This is a genomic window from Oceanobacillus neutriphilus (assembly GCF_014645515.1).
In the GTDB taxonomy this organism is placed as follows: Bacteria; Bacillota; Bacilli; order Bacillales; family Amphibacillaceae; genus Oceanobacillus; species Oceanobacillus neutriphilus.
Genome location: NZ_BMLW01000009.1, coordinates 39,654 through 57,839, shown reverse-complemented (window position 1 = coordinate 57,839; position 18,186 = coordinate 39,654). Strand labels below are relative to the sequence as shown.

Here is an 18,186-nt window from a genome sequence, read left to right as displayed (position 1 = left end):
GTTTTTATTACTTTCAACATTCAAAAACTATTTGACGATACCTTAAATAAAATTCATCCATTAGCTTAAAAATCCTCTTCATCAGCTACTTTCTGAATATTTGCTAACGCCTTTTTAAGGCTATTTTCACTTGGATTGTAGAAAAACTCCCATAAATTTTCTGTTGCAGTATCTACAATATTCGAAGGGGTTGCTTCGTAATAACGCAATTTCAGAATGTAATCATCACTATTTGCAATTTCATTAATTTCATCACTAATTTCATTTCCAGTCTCAACCCCTTCTACAAACGCAGCTTTCGATTCCTTTGCATAAATCTCAAAGCTATCTTTCGTCTCTAGTTCTCTCAATACTTTTTTTGCGTCATCTTTTTGAGAACTTGCTTCTGAAATAACTAGAGGAGATGCTTCATAAAAAATGACCGGTTCAGTATCCCCATCCATGGAAGGAATGACAAACATCCCGTAATCTTCATTTGCTTCCATATCATAATCATCTTCTAATCCCTTAATAAAAATGGGTGGCTCATATGCCATGGCAGCATCTCCCATTGCAAACTGTCTAGTTTGGTTTTCGGATTTTACCGGTTCACCAAAATAGCCTGCTTCGATCATTGACTGCCAAACAGTTAATGCCTCTACAACTTGATCATCTTCATAAGACACGTTTCCTTCTACTAAATCTGTATAAAGATCAGGATCATAGGCACCAAGGAAAAATTGCAGCCAAACAAAACTGGCCCACCCATCATTTTTAACTGCTAATGGAATTACACCTTCATTTTTTAACGTTTCTGCAATATCTAAGAAATCATCAAATGTTTCTGGTGGTGATAGATTATACTCATCAAAAACATTCTTATTATAGAAAACAACATTATATAAAACAGATAACGGTGCTCCATATATTTTTCCATCTACTGTAAAAGCCTCTGCTAATTCCGGATTAATTCCTGCATCGATATAGTAGTCTTCCCATTCGTCTGTTAAATCTGCAATTTCACCAGTAGAGGCTAAAGTATTCAAGCGATAGCCACTCCACCATTTAAAAATTCCTGGTGAATCTTCTTTCCCCAAAGATTGTGAAGCTGCAGTTTGATAAGCTTGCCCATCTGAATACCCTGTAAAATTTATAGACAAATCAATTTTTTCTTCCATATTTTCTGATATTTCCTCTACAATTGGTCCATCGTCAGCTAAGTCTGAATAATAATCGACAGCATTTGCACTATTTCCGCCACTTCCATTATTTCCTCCACATGCAACTAACAAAAGACTTGTACTAGTCACTAAAAATATCCAAAATAATTTTTTTCTCACCTTAGCAAACCCCTTTCTAATTCCATTAACCTAAATGGTTAGGTTAGTATGGATTAAATATTCTTGCTATTTTTCATAAAAAGCAGGCTAATATATTTTGTAATATTCAAATAATCCTTTAAACGTACTTCGTTCTGTTTGTCTACTTAACATGATTTGGATTGTTTTATCTTCTAAATTTTCTATTAAACTTTTTTCATAATACTTATATACTTTCGCTATTTCACCACCAATAACAATAACCTCTGATTTAAATCCTTCATTTATCGTGTTAAGTACTTCACTAAAATAGCAGCCAAATTTGTTAAATAACTCAATTGCTCGATAATCTCCTAACTCATATTTTTCTATAATCTCTTCTATGTTTTCAGACATTCCAATTTCTTTGGCGATTCTCATTATTCCTCTGTGAGAAATATAATCATCGATAATTGAGTCATAAAATGCCAGATTATAAATCCAACCATTAGGGGGCACATCATATCGATCTGTAATAATTCTGCCATTCTCTAAAAAAGCTGAACCTACTCCATTTCCTACAGTTAAGAAAATACCCCGAGTGACTTTACTGGCAAGTCCTCGATTTTTCCATTCTCCTATAGCAAACATAGTTGCATTATTTTGGAAAAAGAAAATAGCATCTTTTGAAATTCGGTTAAATATTCTCTTTTTTGTTAAGCGCTTCCAAATTTCCGTTTGAATATTAAGTCCAAAAATAGAATTAAATTTATCAACGTCTTTCACGTAACAAATACCATTTTCATAATCAAATGGCCCTGGAAAAGCGAAGCCTATTCCTTTAATTAAATAATTTTTGTCTAAGATTCTATTAATTTGATTACAAATTATATTTGTTAAATTATCTAAAATCACTTCGGCACTCTTCCGACTTTTAGCAGGATAAAAAGAAAAAGAAGAATTTATAAACTCACCTTGATGATTGAAAGCACCTCCCTTTATAAATTGTCCACCTACATCAAACGTTAAAAAATAATTATTCATCATGTCATCCACCTAACTAAAAATATATAGTATTGATTAAGGTTTGTATTTGTAATTTTGAGCCTCATATTTATAAAAATCGGACATTACCTAAAAACGAATTGAATATTTTTTGAAAAATAGTATATTATCATTAATTATAAAGTTTCCATCATATCATCTGTAAGGTTTTTATATTTTGAAAAATTGAATGTCATGCACACTCAAAAGCTACTCTTGCTCACTATCATTTTGCCACTATAAATCTTATGTATCCACTGAAAGACTAATAAAAACCAAAAGGATGAATGTTAATTATGGACATTCTTATTGAGAGCACAACAATAAATCAGGGAAATCATTATCTAAACCATAATATTCATTATGTAAAAAGTGAAAAAATGAATTTATACCTCCATCATTGGGGTAGAGATAGTTTTTTACAAAATGATTTCTTTAGTAAACATTATGAAGTGTACTATATTTTAAATGGCGAAGGTACCTTTATTTTCAACAAGCAAGATTATCCCATCATCCCTGGGGATTTATTTCTTTTAAAGCCATACGCAGAGTGTCATCTAAAAGATCAATCCAATGTAAGCATGTTATTTTTTTCTTTTGAACCTTATTCACTAACAGAAACAAAAGAATTAATGGATTTTTTCGATCGAATAGAACATGTAGAGCATTTTGAACATTTTCTATTAAACAATCAATTTAATGTGGGATTGTTATGGAAAGAAATTCTGATTCAGAGTAATCAACAAAGCCTGTTTACCCAAGAAATTATCAAACCTTTAGCATATTCTCTCATTAAGATTATTATTCAAAATTTCTATCAACAAATCATTGGCCTCGAAAGTGTTGATCTGAAAGATTCTAAAATTCTCGAATCAAATGCGATTATTTATAATGCCAAATTATTTATAAATGATAATTTAGACAAACATTTAAAATTAAGTGAAGTAGCAGACCGCCTTCACGTTTCCTATCGGCATCTTTCAAGATTATTCACACAGCATATCGATGTCACATTTACACAATATGTACGTTCAGAAAAAATAAACAAAGCTGCTATACTGCTTGCTACAACAGATCTGCCGATTAAAATAGTTGCTCAAAAAGTTGGTTTTGATACGGTTCATTATTTTTCACGTGTATTTAAAAATGTAATGGATATTCCCCCTGGAGAGTTTAGGACAAGATTACAATCAGATTGAAAAATATACTTTTTAAGAATCAAAAGGAAAAATTCAGTAGAGAGGTGAATGAACTATGTCCAATCGTTTAATGCTTGCTTTAGATGTAGGTGGTACGTTTACAAAGGGATGTATCATTGATCATCATCAAATTCTTACTTCCACAATCAAAAAATACCATACTTATTCATATTTAGATGCAGATGCGATTCTTAACAATTTTAAACTAATCATTGAAGGTTTTTTCTATCAATATTTAAGAGACCACAACAAAAAAAATATTAACCAATTAAATATTGGATTGACCTTTCCCGGACCTTTTGATTACCAAAAGGGTATTAGTTACGTAAAAGGCGTAGGAAAATTTGAAGCATTATACGAAATGAATATTCGTGAAGAAATACTAAAGAGGTTACTCGCTGCAAAACTTCCAGTAAATGATCAAATTAATATTCGTTTTGAAAATGACTGTCGTCTATTTGGGATTGGGGTGAGTGAAGAACTGTCAGCAAAAAGATTAATCTGTTTAACAATTGGAACAGGATTAGGATCCGCTTTTTTAGATAAAGGACAAATTTTAAAAAATAGAAAAGGAATCCCACCTGGAGGATATCTTTATCAAGTTCCGTATGAAATATCAATCGTGGATGATTATTTTTCGATCAGAGGGATCCTCAAATTAGCTTCGTCTAAAGGAGTTGATATTAATCGTTACAATACCGTGAAAGATATTTCTCTTCTCGCAAAAGAAAAAAACGATCCAGCTCTTCAAACATTTGAGACTTTTGGAAATAAACTAGCTGAAATGTTAGAACCGTATATTCAATCTTTTCAACCAGATAAAATTGTAATAGGCGGTCAAATTTCAAAAAGTTTTAACCTGTTTGGAAATGCTTTGCAAAAAATCGCTCAACAACATAATATAGAGGCAATAGCTATGAAAGACGAACTTTATTACACCTTTAAAGGAATTGATATTATTTTTAATAATGATGATAATTAATAGTTGAAATCACTAAGAATGTTTATATTGCTCCCTATTGTTTCGTGCAAATAGGGAGATTGCCATGTAGTAGAAGCTTGACTAAAATAACAAGAGCGGATTTATTTCATTTATTATGCCCACAAAAATATAGACTCTAATTTTAAAAGAATCCGCTAAAATTCAATTGAGGTCCATTTATCGATAATATGGTTTACACTCTTTTGCTATGAGCACTCAATCCATCGATAAAACTTTTTTGCACAAAATATGTGCTATAAGAAGATTGTGAGTTAGATACACGTGAGTTTTTTGTCTGATTATGTTGATTACACCAAAGCATAGGAAAATACAGCCTTGTCTGTCACCACTCGCGCAAAACCAATTTGTTTATCTGTATAGTATAAACCAAAGGAAAGAAAATGATTAATACTTTTCACAATCGTTTCTATTTATTCTACTCGCTGATCCATAAATAGTTTAAAAGAACTCTCAACTGCATTCTGGTATCCATCTTCATTATAATTAATAGTGCCCTCTTCAAATACGGCAGGATATCCAACCGTAAACGGATGACCGAACGGCATTATGGAGGACCCTTCCACGCTAACTATAAAGTCCGCATATTCCAAGACAGCATATACGTGAGATTATCCCGAATTTCCATCAATCCCTTGTATTAAAAATTTCCGCCTCGCACTTCTGTTACATCGTAGACAGTTACAAATGCTGTTGGATCGACATCTTGGATCGTTTCTTTCATTTTGCTTTCTTCCAGTCGGGTAATAACACATTTAATTTGTTTAAATTTCTTTTTGGAATATCCGCCTTCTACATGCTGCAAAGTACAGCTGCGTTCAAGTCGATCCCTGATTTCTTTCATCATTTCCTCAGCATGCTCTGTAATAATATAAACTGCTTTAGTACTGCTTAAACCTTCTTCAATAATGTGAATAACCTTCGAGGCAATGTAATAAGCAACACCTGACATTAACGCTCCCTTTAATCCAAACACGGTAGATACCACAATAAATACAAATAAATTCAAGAATAAAATTAAATCACTGGTTCCAAATGGCAGCTTACGGGATAATAATACAGCCAACATATCAATCCCGTCCAGCGCTCCCCCATTACGAAGTGCCAGCCCCATACCGGTTCCAATAATTATCCCGCCGACAGCGGTGACCAGTAATGTATCTCCCTCAATTTCAATAATGGATGGAATATGATGCATCATGCTTGTACTTATAGCAAGTGAAGCGATACCTAAAGTAGAGAGGATTGCAAAATTCTTGCCGATTTGTTTATACCCTAAGTAAACAAATGGAATATTTATGACAGCAATTAAAAGCCCGAGCGGTAACCCGGTCCACTCTGATCCTACGATACTTATCCCGGTTACACCGCCATCAGAAACACTGTTCGGTATCAATACTGCTTCCAATCCATATGCTGTAATAAATCCGCCAATAATAATTATTAAACCTCTTGCAAAAAGTATAGCTTTTCTTGATTTTTTCGTTTGTGCTTTGCTCATCCAACTTTCCTTTCTTCTGCATTCCTAACAGTATGTGAAACAGGTCACCATGCTGCCCCCAATCTCTGTCGGAGTATTCTGCATTTTCCTGTTTAAATAAAATGGAGAATTACGAAACTTACTATTTCGATTATATTTTTACGATCTAAATCTTTTCATAGCTTAGTTTTCCTTATTTCACATAAAATAATCTCAAAGAAATCGCCTTTTTGATATTATTTATTATACGCTTCTCCGCTTCAAACACAAATATTTTGCAGTCAAAAAATGGATTATTCAGCTAAGTATCACACCCTGATTCGCCATTCTTTTTTCTCAATATGCTGTCCGTTCCCATCTGTGAAAAGGATTATATCCGCCCGCCTTTTATATTGATCCATAAAATGTCTGTATTGAATTCGTCTTTCCTGATGTGATTTTTGTATATCTGTCAGATTTCGACTTCGTTTTACTGGATCCCGGCTGGAACGCCGATTTAATTCTGTCTCTCCATCTGTATAAAGATAAATTTGTAAATCCAGATAATCAGGGTTTACAAACGCTATACTCATTCCCTCCATAATAGTCAACTTTTTGTTTGGATCTACTCTTTTACTCGGCAAATAATCTGTGTCAACCGTATTCCACGCCATGCCTGCCTGAGTCATTTGAATATCACGCTCCAAAGCTTCCACATAATGAGCTAAAGGATGACAAGCAGTCATTTTGGCAGTACGGACTTTGTTTTGATAAGTATATGTAATTTTCGTGTCTTTTCTTAACGCAGAACTGACAATATACGGGTCTGTACAAATTAAATTTACATCCTGATTCAAAGCCCGTTTCAAATGCTCAGCAAATGTGCTTTTCCCTGCTCCGCCATGTCCGGTAATACCGATGATGACATGCTTTTTTTGTGCATTTATCCATTTTATTAAATCCTGTATGATACTATCCATGGGAATCACCTCCGCTTCTATTATATCTTAATCAAAAAACAAAGCAGAAGTCTTTTTCCTAAAGAGAGAAAAAAATTCGATTTTGCATATCTGACTTTCTATTTCAAGATGAAAAATTAAAATTGCTGGATGATTTATTTCCAAATACCTTTCTTAATGTAGACTGTTTGAAAAATATCATTTTAGACCAGCTGATCCAACACCAATTACGTCTTACAGATGATGCAATAAAAAATTTAATCATTCACATTATCATTACAGTTTGGAGAATACAAAACCACAAAGAATCTATTGTAAGCAAAGAGATGCAGTATGCCATGGAGCATACAAAAGAATTCGCAGTGCCCCATTTTAATCTAAAAAGTATAATTTGACTCCTTATCAGAATTCTTTTAAAATCTGCTTTAAACAGCTACATATAATTATCAGCAAAAATCGCATGGATGGAGAGATGTTTGATGAATATCAATAATAGTAATGTACTTCTTCGCCCATTAACACTGAAAGATTTTCAAACTGTCTTAACCTGGAGCAGAGACAGCAGCTTTTGTGTGGCGAACGGTTGGGAATTAAATCGTTCCCAAGAAGAACTTTATCTATGGTGGAGCCGTAATGTCAATAACCAACAGCCAAATTTTATCCGGTTGGGTATCGAGTTCCAACATACACTCATTGGTTATGTTGATTTAGCTGAAATACATAGTAATACCGCTGAATTAGGCATCGCTATTGGTGAAAGCAGTTTATGGGGCAAGGGCATTGGAATTACTGCTGCAAATAAAATGATCGCATACGGAGCAGAGCAGCTTAGTATTCATCTATTCCGTGCAGAAACGCATATCACAAATCAGCGTGCTCAGAAAATGTTGAAGCGGATCGGCTTCCAGGAAGAAAGCTGGCCTGGAAATGAAACTCCCAGCTCTTATATTCCATTCATATTACATGTAGAGCGTTCTGTCTAGCTCTCTTTTAAATCTCTTTTTGACAAATATTAATTTTCACATAGCCTACTGCCAAGAAAGAGTTCTTTCAAATTTAAACTGGAGCAATTTCACTGATATCCTTCCATTTATACACAAGCAGATCCGGCACATCATCGTCTTGAATAATTTTTTCCCATTTCTGCTTCTTATCTTCTACAGAGGGATGCTGTAAAAATCGATCATCTATCATTCCCCGGTAACTATCTGCCAGCTTTCTACATTTATTTCTCTATCCCGTCGACATTGGAGATTCTCTCTTCTCTTAACATTTTTTCACTCCTTATTCAGAATGGTCTTATTAATTCATTTAAAGGTTTTTAATGCATTTATATAGAAGTGTTATTTAACATAATGAAGGGATTGGATATCGATGACTCATGCTAAAAGCGTTTTACTGGATCAGTTATTAGCAAATGCGAATGACCAAAGCTGGCATCTTTCTTTTGATCAGGCTGTTGAAGGAGTTACAGAGAAAGAAGCTTTTTGGAGACCTGATACAGACAGCCACTGTATTGCTGAAATTACATCTCATCTCATTTATTGGAATAGAGTATGGCAAACCAGATATGAACAATCTAATGTTCAAGCAGTTAAAGCATTGGAAGATAACGCAGACACCTTCCAAGTCTCCAGCGAACAGTCATTTTCTGATTTAAAAAATGACTTATTAAATATCCTTTTAAATTGGCAAAAGCTCATTACTGGCGAACAAAAACTAGAATCCATAGTTCCCGGATTTCCTGTAGAAGCTGAATGGTGGAATTTAATCAGTAATGCAGCGACACATAATGCCTACCATATTGGACAAATTGTTTATATAAGAAAAATGAAAAAGCCGTTTACTTAAAACTATCACATTTAAATCCAGATTTAGAACTGTGTGTTTTACTGTGATATTAAAAATAGCTTTACATTCCCATGTCTTCTTTGATAGAATAATCTCTTGTGTATTTATAAATACGTTGTAAAGGAATTGTTCTTATGTACTTTTCAAAGAAAGATTTTTTAAATAGATATTATATCGTTCTATTACTCTTAGCTATTTTACTTATTGCAGCAACACTCCGTTCTCCAATTTCATCTGTCGGGCCGCTTATTCCTTTTTTTCGGGGAGAATTAGAAGCCTCCAATGCGATGATTGGATTAGTCAACACACTTCCATTGCTTGCTTTCGGCTTATTCTCTCCTTTTGTGCCGCGACTGTCCAGCAAGTTTGGGATGGAATTTACGCTGCTGATTGCTATGATTTTCCTGTCTATTGGTGTATTTATCCGGGCAAGCGGCGGAATAGAGCTGTTATTATTCGGTACGCTCCTGACTGGAATGGCTATTGCTGTCGGTAATATCCTGATGCCGGGATTAATTAAATCAACCTTCCCCTATCGGATTGGGCTGATGACAGGGCTTTACTCTGTCTCGATGAATTTATTCGGCGCGATTGCCTCTGGTATTTCCGTGCCGATCGCTTCCATAAATGCATTCGATTGGCGGAATGCTATGCAAATTTGGAGCATCATCTCTTTAGCAGCTGTCATTGTTTTATTACTACGCCTTCCAGTTACGCGTGCAGGCGAAAAAAAAGTATTTATGAATGTAAAAAGCCAGCCGTCCAGAGCTATCTTCAAATCAAAAATTGCCTGGGCTGTTACATTTTTTATGGGGCTGCAATCACTTATCCCCTACAGTTTATTTACTTGGCTGCCTGATATTTTACTCACAAAAGGATTTGATGAAAGTGAAGCCGGGTGGTTAATTGCCATTTATCAACTCGGGCTTATTCCAACAACATTTATTGCTCCAATTCTTGCCGGAAGAATGAAAAGCCAGCGTCTGATCGGCTGCAGCGCAGGATTGTTATTTTTCTTCGGTCTGTTGGGAGTTGCTTTCACTTCATCACATTTGATTATCGCCTTTCTTATCTTAACCGGTGTCGGGGCGGGAACTGCATTCAGTTTAGCAATGATGTTCTTTGTTCTCCGTACCAATACGGTTATAGAATCTGCGCAGCTATCCAGCATGGCCCAGTCTATTGGCTATATCGTTGCTTCTACCGGCCCTCTTTTTCTTGGAACAATCTCAGAAATGGCAGGAGGCTGGATGGTGCCATTTATTATTTTAATGGCTGTAGCCTTATGTATTGCCTTCCTTGGGACAATTGCAGGTAAGAATCAAAAGATTTCATTTGAATCTACAGAAGAAACAGTAACAAAATAAAATGAGGCCGGAGAGTTTTTCCGCCTCATTTTATTTATCTATTTGCAGAGAAGAAATAACCTTCTTCACATCATCCGCTGATTGATTTAACTGTTGTTTTTCTTCCTCTGTTAATGGTAATTCAATAACACTTTCAATTCCCTTTCCTCCCAGGATTGTCGGCACCCCTAAATAAATATCATGATAGCCGTACTCTCCTTCAAGGTATGCAATCGATGGCAATATACGTTTCTTATCCTTAACAATCGCTTCTGCTATTTCAACAAGTGATGCAGCCGGGGCATAATAGGCACTGCCATTACCGAGAAGATTTACAATTTCTCCTCCCCCTTTTCTTGTCCGCTCTACAATTGCTTCCAGCTTGTCTTTCGGAAGCAGATTACTGATTGGTATACCACCTACATTGGAGTAGCGGATTAAAGGCACCATACTATCTCCATGTCCGCCAAGCACAAATCCAGTCACATCCTCCACAGAAAGTTCCAGTGCTTCTGCAACGAATGTATTAAAACGTGCGGTATCTAAAACTCCAGATTGACCGATTACCCTGTTCTTTGGAAACCTGGTTGTTTTAAAGCAAGTGTAAGTCATGGCATCAACCGGATTACTTAAAACAAGAATGTAGCTTTCTGGTGCATAGTGAACAATTTTCTTTGAGATATCAGTCATTATATCTGCATTAATCGCAACAAGATCATCACGACTCATCCCTGGTTTTCTCGCAATTCCTGCAGTAATAATAACCATATCTGCATCTTTGATTTCTTCATAATCCGATGTACCGGTTACTTTCCCATTAAATTTTTCTACAGGTCCCGACTCAAGCATATCCAAGGCTTTCCCTTTTGTCGGGTTCTCCTGATCAGGAATATCTACTAAAACGACATCTCCAAGCTCCTTTTGTGCAAGCAAAAAAGCTGTTGTAGCTCCAGTAAATCCGGCACCGATAACTGCAAATTTTCTCCGTTTAAATGTCAATGTAAGTCCCTCCTTTATTGCTTCATATCGCTATTTCTAATAAGTCTTATCCAGCCCTCCAGCATTTCCAAAGAATATCTCTTTTATGTATTAAAAGAGATAGGTGCTCCAAAATAAGAGCACCTATTTTCTCTATTAATCTGGAAGAATATCAGATAACTCATTATGCGGACGAGGTATTACATGAACGGATAATAATTCCCCGACACGACTTGCTGCTTCGCTACCTGCATCTGTAGCTGCTTTTACTGCTCCTACATCTCCGCTTACAAGTACGGTTACTAAGCCCGCACCAATTTGTTCTTTCCCAATTAAATGTACATTTGCTGCCTTTACCATTGCGTCTGCCGCTTCAATTGCCCCTACCAATCCTTTTGTTTCTACCATTCCTAAAGCTCCATTTACTTTACCCATTTTAAATTCCTCCTTAAAATATTATTGATTTTGATATTCCTTTAAAACCTTCTTCACAAGCTCCTCTATTTTTGTTTTATCAATTTCTTTGCCTGCTGCACCAGATTTTTCAACTGTTTCCTTCATTAGGTGCTCTATTTTTTTACTTGAAACTGCTTCTGATTTACTTTCTCCAGGCTGCGGAATATTTGCAGCCTTCAGACCGTAAGCAATTCTTTTTACATTATAAAGATGACGTGCAGTAATATTATCCGAGCTGATATTTCCGCCGTACGCTCCACACCCTAAAGTCAGAGATGGAGCTAATGCGGTTGTTGCACCTACTGCTCCTATGGACGACAGTGTGTTTACCAGCACTCTGGAGACTGGCATCGCCTTTCCAAACTCACGGGCCAAGTGATCATCCTTGGTATGAATAGAGAAGGAATGACCTCTTCCCCCTAAATTCAGCAGCTCTAAGCATCTTTCTTTTGCTTCATTAGAATTTTCTGCTGTATATAATGCAAATACGGGGGCAAGCTTTTCCAGAGAAAAAGGAATATGCTTGCCTACCTGATTTTCTTCAGCTATTAAGAGTCTGGTGTCATCAGGAATATCTATCCCCGCTAATTCTGCAATTTTAAGAGCCGGCTTCCCGACAATATCCGGATTGACCTTTCCATGTCCAATTGATATAATTTGTTCCATTTTCTTTTTCTCTTCTGGGTTACAAATGTAAGAACCGTTTTTTTCGAGCTCTCTTTTCACCTGTTCTTGAATAGCCTTATCTACAACAATCGCTTGCTCTGTGGCACAAATTGTACCGTTATCAAAGGTTTTACTATCAACAACCATTTTTACACTTTTCTCAACATCGGCTGATTTTTCAATATACACCGGTACATTTCCAGGCCCTACCCCATATGCAGGTTTTCCTGAGCTATAGGCCGCTTTAACAAGGCCGCCCCCGCCAGTGGAAAGAATTAAATTCACGTCTGGGTGAGTCATTAATTGATTGGTTGCTTCCATACTGGGCTCCGAAATCCAGCCAATTAATCCTTCTGGTGCCCCTTCTTCCAGCGCGGCTTCCATGCAGATTTTCAGTGTTTCTACCGTGCATTTTTTAGCACGCGGATGCGGGCTGACTACAATCGCGTTTCCTGACTTCAAAGCTGCTATTGTTTTAAACATTGCTGTAGAGGTAGGATTGGTTGTCGGGATAATGGCAGCTATCACACCATATGGATAAGCAATTTCTGTTACTTTATTTTCTGTATCTTCATGAATAATCCCAATGGTTTTCTCATCTTTAATAGATTCATAGACATCTCTTGAGCCTACTTGATTTTTTATAAGCTTATGCTCTACAACACCCATTCCTGTTTCTTCTACAGCCATTCGTGCTAATCCTTTTGATTGGTTGAAGGCTGCTGTAGCAATTGCTTTGACAATTGAATCAATTTTCCACTGCGAGAATTGCATAAATTCCTGCTGTGCCTTTTTTGCCTTCTTTACTGCATCCCGCATTTCTTGAATAGAGGATAAATCCTTATCTAGTGTCAACAGTAACACTCCTTCCTGCCTAAATTCCTTTCGTATATGGTTTGAGGGTAATTACCTCACCTCTCTTTTGTTCCACCTCTTCTGCCTGTCGTTCAACAGGATCTGGAAGAGGGCTTTCATGAGGCCATATTTTAATAGTTATTTTCTTGTTGGAATCTTCTTCTTGCATTTCTTCTAAAACTGTGACAACCATTTTCGTTACTCTTTCTACAAGCTCTTTATCCATCTCATTCCTCCTTCCTGCTCTGCTGTCTCCGGGCTTTAGCACTTTCATGGAAGATAAGATTCTCAGATGGATGATTGGCAGCGTATGCTCTCATTTCGTCCAATGACTGACATCCGACAAGAGCAGGAATGATATCTATGCCTTCCCCTGTATAGGCAGATGTGATAACTATCGGACCTTTGACGATTGCCTTTTTTAATAAGCTGATTGCTTGTTCTATATTTGCTTCACTTGCATCTGCTTTCGTCACAACACCGATTGACAGTTTATTAATTCCTAAACTGAATCCAGGTGCGAAAATTGTTTTTTCATTGGCCGCATCCTGTACAAATAACACATGTGTAATCTCAAGGGAGGTTGCCATAATACTCCGGTAATGCATGGGATTTTCCGTATATTCACCAGGAGTATCGACAATCCAATCCTCATAAATCAAAGACTGTGTTTTTATTTTTTTCGGCTGTCTCTCTCTGCCAAAAAGCGCTTCTTTTAACGTTGTCTTCCCAGCATCTATTCCACCCAGAATCATGGCTCGATTTTTTAATGGCATCCATTCCCCTCCCTTTTTAAGACTTTGTAATTTCTGCAGGTGTATAGTTCAAAATATCTGCTAAAAATTGATTTACGTCATGCAAAGCCGTTTCTACCTCGGAAACACTGCCTACAATCACCAAACTCCCAGTGAACCGGTCGAGAAAGCCGATATCCACATTTGCAGCTTTGGTTGCACGATCTCCGGCTATAATAACCGTCTCACTTGGTGTCAGCGTCAGTATCCCTAATGCTCCAGCCTGCTGCACGCCTAATTTATCGAACATGTCCTCAACAGGATTAGCTATTAAATGGCTCAGGGTTACTTGTTTTCCAGGTACAAATTCTTGAATAAACCTTTTTTTCTCTTCCATATGCACTCCTTCTTCCCTTCCCATTTTTACATTTCCCGGAATAGGAAAGCTGCTTTTCATATTTCTCAGGTAGCTTTTGTAAGTTTAGTTTCTTTCTCTTCACTTTTTCCTAAAATAGCATTTGCAATCACAATCGCGATTACAATGGCAATAATTCCTCCAGCGAACTTTCCAATTATCATTGGAAAAATCATTTCACGTGCTACTCCTGCGGCAAAGCCCAGATGGTCTCCAAGCACAAAGGCTGCAGGTACAGAAAATGCTACGTTAATTACTTTTCCGCGATTATCCATATCCTTCATCAAATTAAACATGGCAATATTATTAGCCAGTGTTGCAACCATACCAGCTGCAGCAACATCATTCATACCGAGCATTTTCCCCATGTTCATCAGCGGTTTCTTAAACACACGTGTGATCACCTCTACCATAACAAAGGCTCCTGCAAGCACAATTGCAATGCTTCCGACCACCTCTATCCCTTCTCCTAAAGGAGCAATTCCTGGAATAACAGTAATGCCTGTCAGAACGTCAATAATACCGATTGCCAAACCTGCTGTAGCAACAACTACTACTCCATATCCAAAAATCGTAAAGCCTTTAATCATTTGATTTGGTATTTTCCAAAGTCCCAAAATAACGAGGACTGCCAAAATAAAGATAGGAATTAGATTCATAATAACCATGGAAAAGGAATATCCAGCTACTAATCCACCGATAATTGCTCCAAAAGGAATTGCAATAAAGCCCGCCAGCATACCGGTAGCAAGATAACGCTGATCTTCTTTTTTAATAATTCCCAAGGATACAGGAATAGAGAATACTATCGTTGCCCCCATCATTGCTCCAAGAATAATACCCGAGAACATAGCTGCATCCTGACTCTGTCCCAGCTCTTGAGCCAACTGCAGGCCTCCCATATCAATAGCTAATAAACTTCCGGCAAACATAGCCGGGTCTGCGCCAAGCGCCGTATAAATTGGAACAATAACAGGACTCAACACATTCGCAAGGACAGGGGCCATGACAATAATACCGACCATCGCAAGTGCCAGGGCGCCCATCGCCATAATACCTTCATCAAACTTATCTCCGAGTCCGAGTTTATTTTTAAATATCTTATCAATGGCACCGATTACCATGAAAATGACCATAATATAAATTACAATCTCATTTACGCCCATACCTCTTCCTCCTCAACTCATGTGATTTTCTATTCTTTTTGAACCATATCAATCGAGTCAACTACGCCTACAATTACGGAATCAATGGGCAGTCTTTCTTTTCCAAAAGCAGACCTTGCACTGCTTCCTCTCGTTACTAATACGGTATCTCCAACACCGGCACCCGCTAAATCCGCAGCAACAAAGGTGGAGGATAAATCATCATTATACGTCGGTTTGACAATTAACAGCTTTAGGCCGTTCAGTTTTTCATCTTTTCGTGTTGCCCATACAGAGCCCATCACATCGCCGATGATCATTCCTCATTCTCCTCACCTCGTTGAATTTCTAATTTATGCTTTTTTGCGTAATCCACACCCAGCGGCGTTACAATACTATTTTTCGGTATCAAAATCTTCTTCTTTTTCTGCATCAGCAGCTTTTGTAAATCCCTTTCTGTAATAACCCGCTTCTCTATAAATTCCGTATCATTCCCAGGTGCATGACAGATTTCTGCAGATATATCAGCCTTTTCTATATTTAGAGGCTCTTTCAACGCGTTTTTTTTAATAATCTTGCCAAGTGCTCCCTGCTGGAACTCACAGGAATTTGCTTCATCAAAATCAATATGCATATAAGTCTGATAGTTGGGATGAACACGTATAACAACATCATCAAATATAAGTGAACGCTCTCCAAACACCTTTACCTGCACAATTTCTTTATGCTCTACCTGTAGCTTCGCAGCATCATGCAAAGCTACATGAATATGCCGTTTAGCGACGATAAGTCCTTCCTCCAGATACAATTCCTTATCTCCATAAACAATTGTCACTCCTGGTGTTCCGTCAATATCCCCGCTTTCTCTCACCGGGATGTTTCCTCCTAAAACAACTGCATCTGTTTTAGACACTTCAACCTGGGATGAGCTTCTTTCAGGTCCTAAAATCACTACATTTTCAAGTTTTCCCTTAGGTCCTTTAATTGTAATTCTTTCCTTACATGCGTACTGACCCGGTTGTGATAATTCTTTAGCCTTCGTTAATTGATAGCCTGCACCAAATAAATAATCGACAGCTTCTCTGCTTAAATGTACATGCCTGCCAGAGGCTTCTATTTCAACTAAAGACTGGTTCAGCATTTCCTTCTTTACTGCTTCTTCGATCGTTTTTACAAGTAGCTCGTCCAAATCAATCACCTCAATTCTAAAGCTCCGCTACTTCCAGATTTTAAGCTTCATCAAATTGCTTTGGAAGGATTGCACTAACCTCAGTATGCGGACGTGGAATAACATGGACAGATAATAACTCCCCTACACGATCAGCGGCTGCTGCTCCAGCATCTGTTGCTGCTTTTACTGCTCCTACATCTCCTCTGACAAGTACAGTTACCAGCCCTGCACCAATCTGTTCTTTGCCGACTAACGTAACATTTGCTGCCTTTACCATTGCATCAGCTGCTTCAATAGCCCCAACTAATCCTTTTGTTTCTACCATTCCTAACGCATTTGCATTTTGCATTATAAATTCCTCCTTTAAGTAATTAACCTATTTTTCTTTCTTTTCATTATTGTCTTTTGCAAGTAAAGCCTGGACTAACTCACTCTTTCTTGCGTATTTTATATTTTTTGCTTGATCCAGCAGGTTGATATCATTTGCTCTGGCCAGCTGTCTTAATTGAAGCACCGTCATTTTTTCCAGATTTTCCAGTTCCCAGCCTGAAATGGAATAATCAGGTTTTGTATCTATACCTGGTTTATTTTCAGCTACAGAGCTGGGCTGTATCTCAACTTCCAGCTTGGCAGGAGCTGTTTCCTGTAATGGCAGCTTTTTTAGCAAAGTGCTGGTTTCATGATGCATTCTTGGAATAACATGGACGGAAATCAATGTTTGAAATGATGTAATTGCATTTTCAGCAGCTTCCACTGCCGACTGAACAGCTGCAACATCTCCAAGCAGCTGGACTGTAACAAGCCCGCCCTTGATAATTTCTGCATCCAGGAGCTTCACATTTGCCGCCTTTACCGCTGCGTCTGCTGCCACAATAGAGCTCAATAATCCTCTCGTTTCAATTAATCCTAATGCTTCCATTTATCTCACCTAATATCCTTTTGGATTATCTGCCACATCATTTACCGCGTGTGCAAATGCTTCACAAGCAGCGTGACAGGCAGATTGACTTCCAGTTAGTAAGGCTCCTCCAAAGTTTGTTTCAGATGGTGGACCGAAGAATGCAGCCAGCCTCACATCCGCTGACTTCAACGCCATATCTAACGCATAAACAGCTTCCAATGGCGGAGCAATTAAATAAGCAATTGCTTCCCCTTCCGTTATATTTGCCTGCTTGGAAAGAAATGTTCCAGTCCGTGATACTAAGTGCGCAAAATAAGGAATAGAATCATCCTCATTGGCGCTGACAAAATAGGCATCATTCTCAATATAGGAAATTGCTGCATCTAATCCGCTTCTTACTTCCTCCGGATTATAGCCTGCCAGAATACCAATAACTTCTCCGGTTAATTTTGTTGTGGCATTATCTGCACCGGCATACATCGATTCTGCATAAACTACCTCTACATCTGCTTTTTTTGTTGCTTCATCTAATGCTGTGTAGACAACATCATCTATATCACCTGTCAGGATCCCGATGCTTCGTTGATTGGGCAGTAATTTTAATTCTTCTGCTAAATGCGCATCCACATTTGAAATCAGCTTCACACCGAGGACCTGTGCATAAATTGCATCATCCTTCATGCTAAACCCTCCCTTTCTATGCTTTATCGTTCAGCAATACTTTGAAATG

At 37.4% G+C, this 18,186-nt stretch carries 22 protein-coding genes and 1 pseudogene; 5 read left to right on the top strand and 18 right to left on the bottom strand.

The genetic code is table 11. The annotated features are described in order from the left end of the window. Positions 1–65: 65 nt before the first annotated feature. Both IEX29_RS15280 and IEX29_RS15275 read right to left on the bottom strand, forming a co-directional pair. Positions 66–1,319: an ABC transporter substrate-binding protein gene (locus IEX29_RS15280; protein WP_188735232.1), complete on the bottom strand. Its 1,254-nt coding sequence runs from the start codon at positions 1,317–1,319 to the stop codon at positions 66–68. An 87-nt stretch (positions 1,320–1,406) separates the two neighbouring features. Then, positions 1,407–2,324: an ROK family protein gene (locus tag IEX29_RS15275; protein WP_188735231.1), complete on the bottom strand. Its 918-nt coding sequence runs from the start codon at positions 2,322–2,324 to the stop codon at positions 1,407–1,409. Positions 2,325–2,617: 293 nt separating this feature from the next. Between IEX29_RS15275 and IEX29_RS15270 the strand changes: the two genes are divergently transcribed. After that, complete coding sequence (locus tag IEX29_RS15270) at positions 2,618–3,520, top strand: helix-turn-helix transcriptional regulator (protein ID WP_188735230.1); 903 nt, start codon at positions 2,618–2,620, stop codon at positions 3,518–3,520. 55 nt (positions 3,521–3,575) lie between these two features. Beyond that, the gene (locus IEX29_RS15265) at positions 3,576–4,502 is read left to right on the top strand and encodes an ROK family protein (RefSeq protein WP_188735229.1); all 927 of its coding nucleotides are present in this window, start codon (positions 3,576–3,578) and stop codon (positions 4,500–4,502) included. A gap of 431 nt (positions 4,503–4,933) precedes the next feature. Here the strand turns inward: IEX29_RS15265 and IEX29_RS27045 are convergent, their stop codons facing one another. From IEX29_RS27045 to IEX29_RS15255, 3 genes are all read right to left on the bottom strand, one after another. Continuing rightward, complete coding sequence (locus tag IEX29_RS27045; protein ID WP_268239068.1) at positions 4,934–5,068, bottom strand: hypothetical protein; 135 nt, start codon at positions 5,066–5,068, stop codon at positions 4,934–4,936. Between the two features lie 92 nt (positions 5,069–5,160). Next, a complete protein-coding gene (locus tag IEX29_RS15260; RefSeq protein ID WP_188735228.1) occupies positions 5,161–6,021 on the bottom strand; it encodes a YitT family protein in 861 nt (286 codons plus the stop codon). Between the two features lie 287 nt (positions 6,022–6,308). Then, positions 6,309–6,959, bottom strand: coding sequence for a uridine kinase family protein (locus tag IEX29_RS15255; RefSeq protein ID WP_188735227.1), 651 nt, complete (start codon positions 6,957–6,959; stop codon positions 6,309–6,311). Between the two features lie 458 nt (positions 6,960–7,417). Between IEX29_RS15255 and IEX29_RS15250 the strand changes: the two genes are divergently transcribed. Beyond that, a complete protein-coding gene (locus tag IEX29_RS15250) occupies positions 7,418–7,921 on the top strand; it encodes a GNAT family N-acetyltransferase (RefSeq protein WP_188735226.1) in 504 nt (167 codons plus the stop codon). A 73-nt stretch (positions 7,922–7,994) separates the two neighbouring features. Here IEX29_RS15250 and IEX29_RS15245 read toward each other — a convergent pair whose 3' ends face one another. After that, positions 7,995–8,132: a hypothetical protein gene (locus IEX29_RS15245; RefSeq protein WP_188735225.1), complete on the bottom strand. Its 138-nt coding sequence runs from the start codon at positions 8,130–8,132 to the stop codon at positions 7,995–7,997. A 180-nt stretch (positions 8,133–8,312) separates the two neighbouring features. Here IEX29_RS15245 and IEX29_RS15240 point away from each other — a divergent pair, with 180 nt between their 5' ends. Continuing rightward, complete coding sequence (locus IEX29_RS15240; RefSeq protein ID WP_188735224.1) at positions 8,313–8,789, top strand: DinB family protein; 477 nt, start codon at positions 8,313–8,315, stop codon at positions 8,787–8,789. 134 nt (positions 8,790–8,923) lie between these two features. Continuing rightward, positions 8,924–10,156: a CynX/NimT family MFS transporter gene (locus IEX29_RS15235; RefSeq protein WP_188735223.1), complete on the top strand. Its 1,233-nt coding sequence runs from the start codon at positions 8,924–8,926 to the stop codon at positions 10,154–10,156. 30 nt (positions 10,157–10,186) lie between these two features. On the opposite strand, the gene mdh is transcribed toward IEX29_RS15235, so the two are convergent. The 12 genes and pseudogenes from mdh to eutL form a co-directional block, all read right to left on the bottom strand. Next, positions 10,187–11,134: a malate dehydrogenase gene (gene mdh, locus IEX29_RS15230; protein WP_188735222.1), complete on the bottom strand. Its 948-nt coding sequence runs from the start codon at positions 11,132–11,134 to the stop codon at positions 10,187–10,189. A 135-nt stretch (positions 11,135–11,269) separates the two neighbouring features. Beyond that, positions 11,270–11,548: a BMC domain-containing protein gene (locus IEX29_RS15225; RefSeq protein WP_077604696.1), complete on the bottom strand. Its 279-nt coding sequence runs from the start codon at positions 11,546–11,548 to the stop codon at positions 11,270–11,272. Between the two features lie 21 nt (positions 11,549–11,569). Further along, positions 11,570–13,090, bottom strand: a complete 1,521-nt coding sequence (locus IEX29_RS15220; protein WP_229720244.1) for an aldehyde dehydrogenase family protein — start codon at positions 13,088–13,090, stop codon at positions 11,570–11,572. 19 nt (positions 13,091–13,109) lie between these two features. Continuing rightward, positions 13,110–13,316: a hypothetical protein gene (locus tag IEX29_RS15215; RefSeq protein ID WP_188735221.1), complete on the bottom strand. Its 207-nt coding sequence runs from the start codon at positions 13,314–13,316 to the stop codon at positions 13,110–13,112. A 1-nt stretch (position 13,317) separates the two neighbouring features. Continuing rightward, complete coding sequence (locus IEX29_RS15210) at positions 13,318–13,866, bottom strand: EutP/PduV family microcompartment system protein (protein WP_188735220.1); 549 nt, start codon at positions 13,864–13,866, stop codon at positions 13,318–13,320. A gap of 16 nt (positions 13,867–13,882) precedes the next feature. Next, entirely contained in the window at positions 13,883–14,221 is a 339-nt protein-coding gene (gene eutS, locus IEX29_RS15205) for an ethanolamine utilization microcompartment protein EutS (protein ID WP_188735219.1), read from the bottom strand. Between the two features lie 65 nt (positions 14,222–14,286). Continuing rightward, positions 14,287–15,405 (bottom strand): ethanolamine utilization protein EutH, encoded by a 1,119-nt coding sequence (gene eutH / locus IEX29_RS15200; protein WP_188735218.1) that lies wholly within the window; start codon positions 15,403–15,405, stop codon positions 14,287–14,289. Between the two features lie 29 nt (positions 15,406–15,434). Then, on the bottom strand, positions 15,435–15,704 hold the full coding sequence (locus IEX29_RS15195) for a EutN/CcmL family microcompartment protein (RefSeq protein ID WP_077604700.1): 270 nt from the start codon (positions 15,702–15,704) through the stop codon (positions 15,435–15,437). A 230-nt stretch (positions 15,705–15,934) separates the two neighbouring features. Then, positions 15,935–16,525: pseudogene (gene pduL, locus IEX29_RS15190) on the bottom strand (phosphate propanoyltransferase); the annotation flags it as partial. A gap of 88 nt (positions 16,526–16,613) precedes the next feature. Beyond that, positions 16,614–16,904: a propanediol utilization microcompartment protein PduA gene (gene pduA, locus IEX29_RS15185; protein ID WP_077604702.1), complete on the bottom strand. Its 291-nt coding sequence runs from the start codon at positions 16,902–16,904 to the stop codon at positions 16,614–16,616. Positions 16,905–16,931: 27 nt separating this feature from the next. Further along, positions 16,932–17,474 carry a BMC domain-containing protein gene (locus tag IEX29_RS27130; RefSeq protein WP_188735217.1) on the bottom strand — a complete coding sequence of 181 codons (543 nt, stop codon included), beginning with the start codon at positions 17,472–17,474 and terminating at the stop codon, positions 16,932–16,934. A 9-nt stretch (positions 17,475–17,483) separates the two neighbouring features. Next, a complete protein-coding gene (gene eutL, locus IEX29_RS15175; protein WP_188735216.1) occupies positions 17,484–18,137 on the bottom strand; it encodes an ethanolamine utilization microcompartment protein EutL in 654 nt (217 codons plus the stop codon). Between the last annotated feature and the right edge of the window lie 49 nt (positions 18,138–18,186).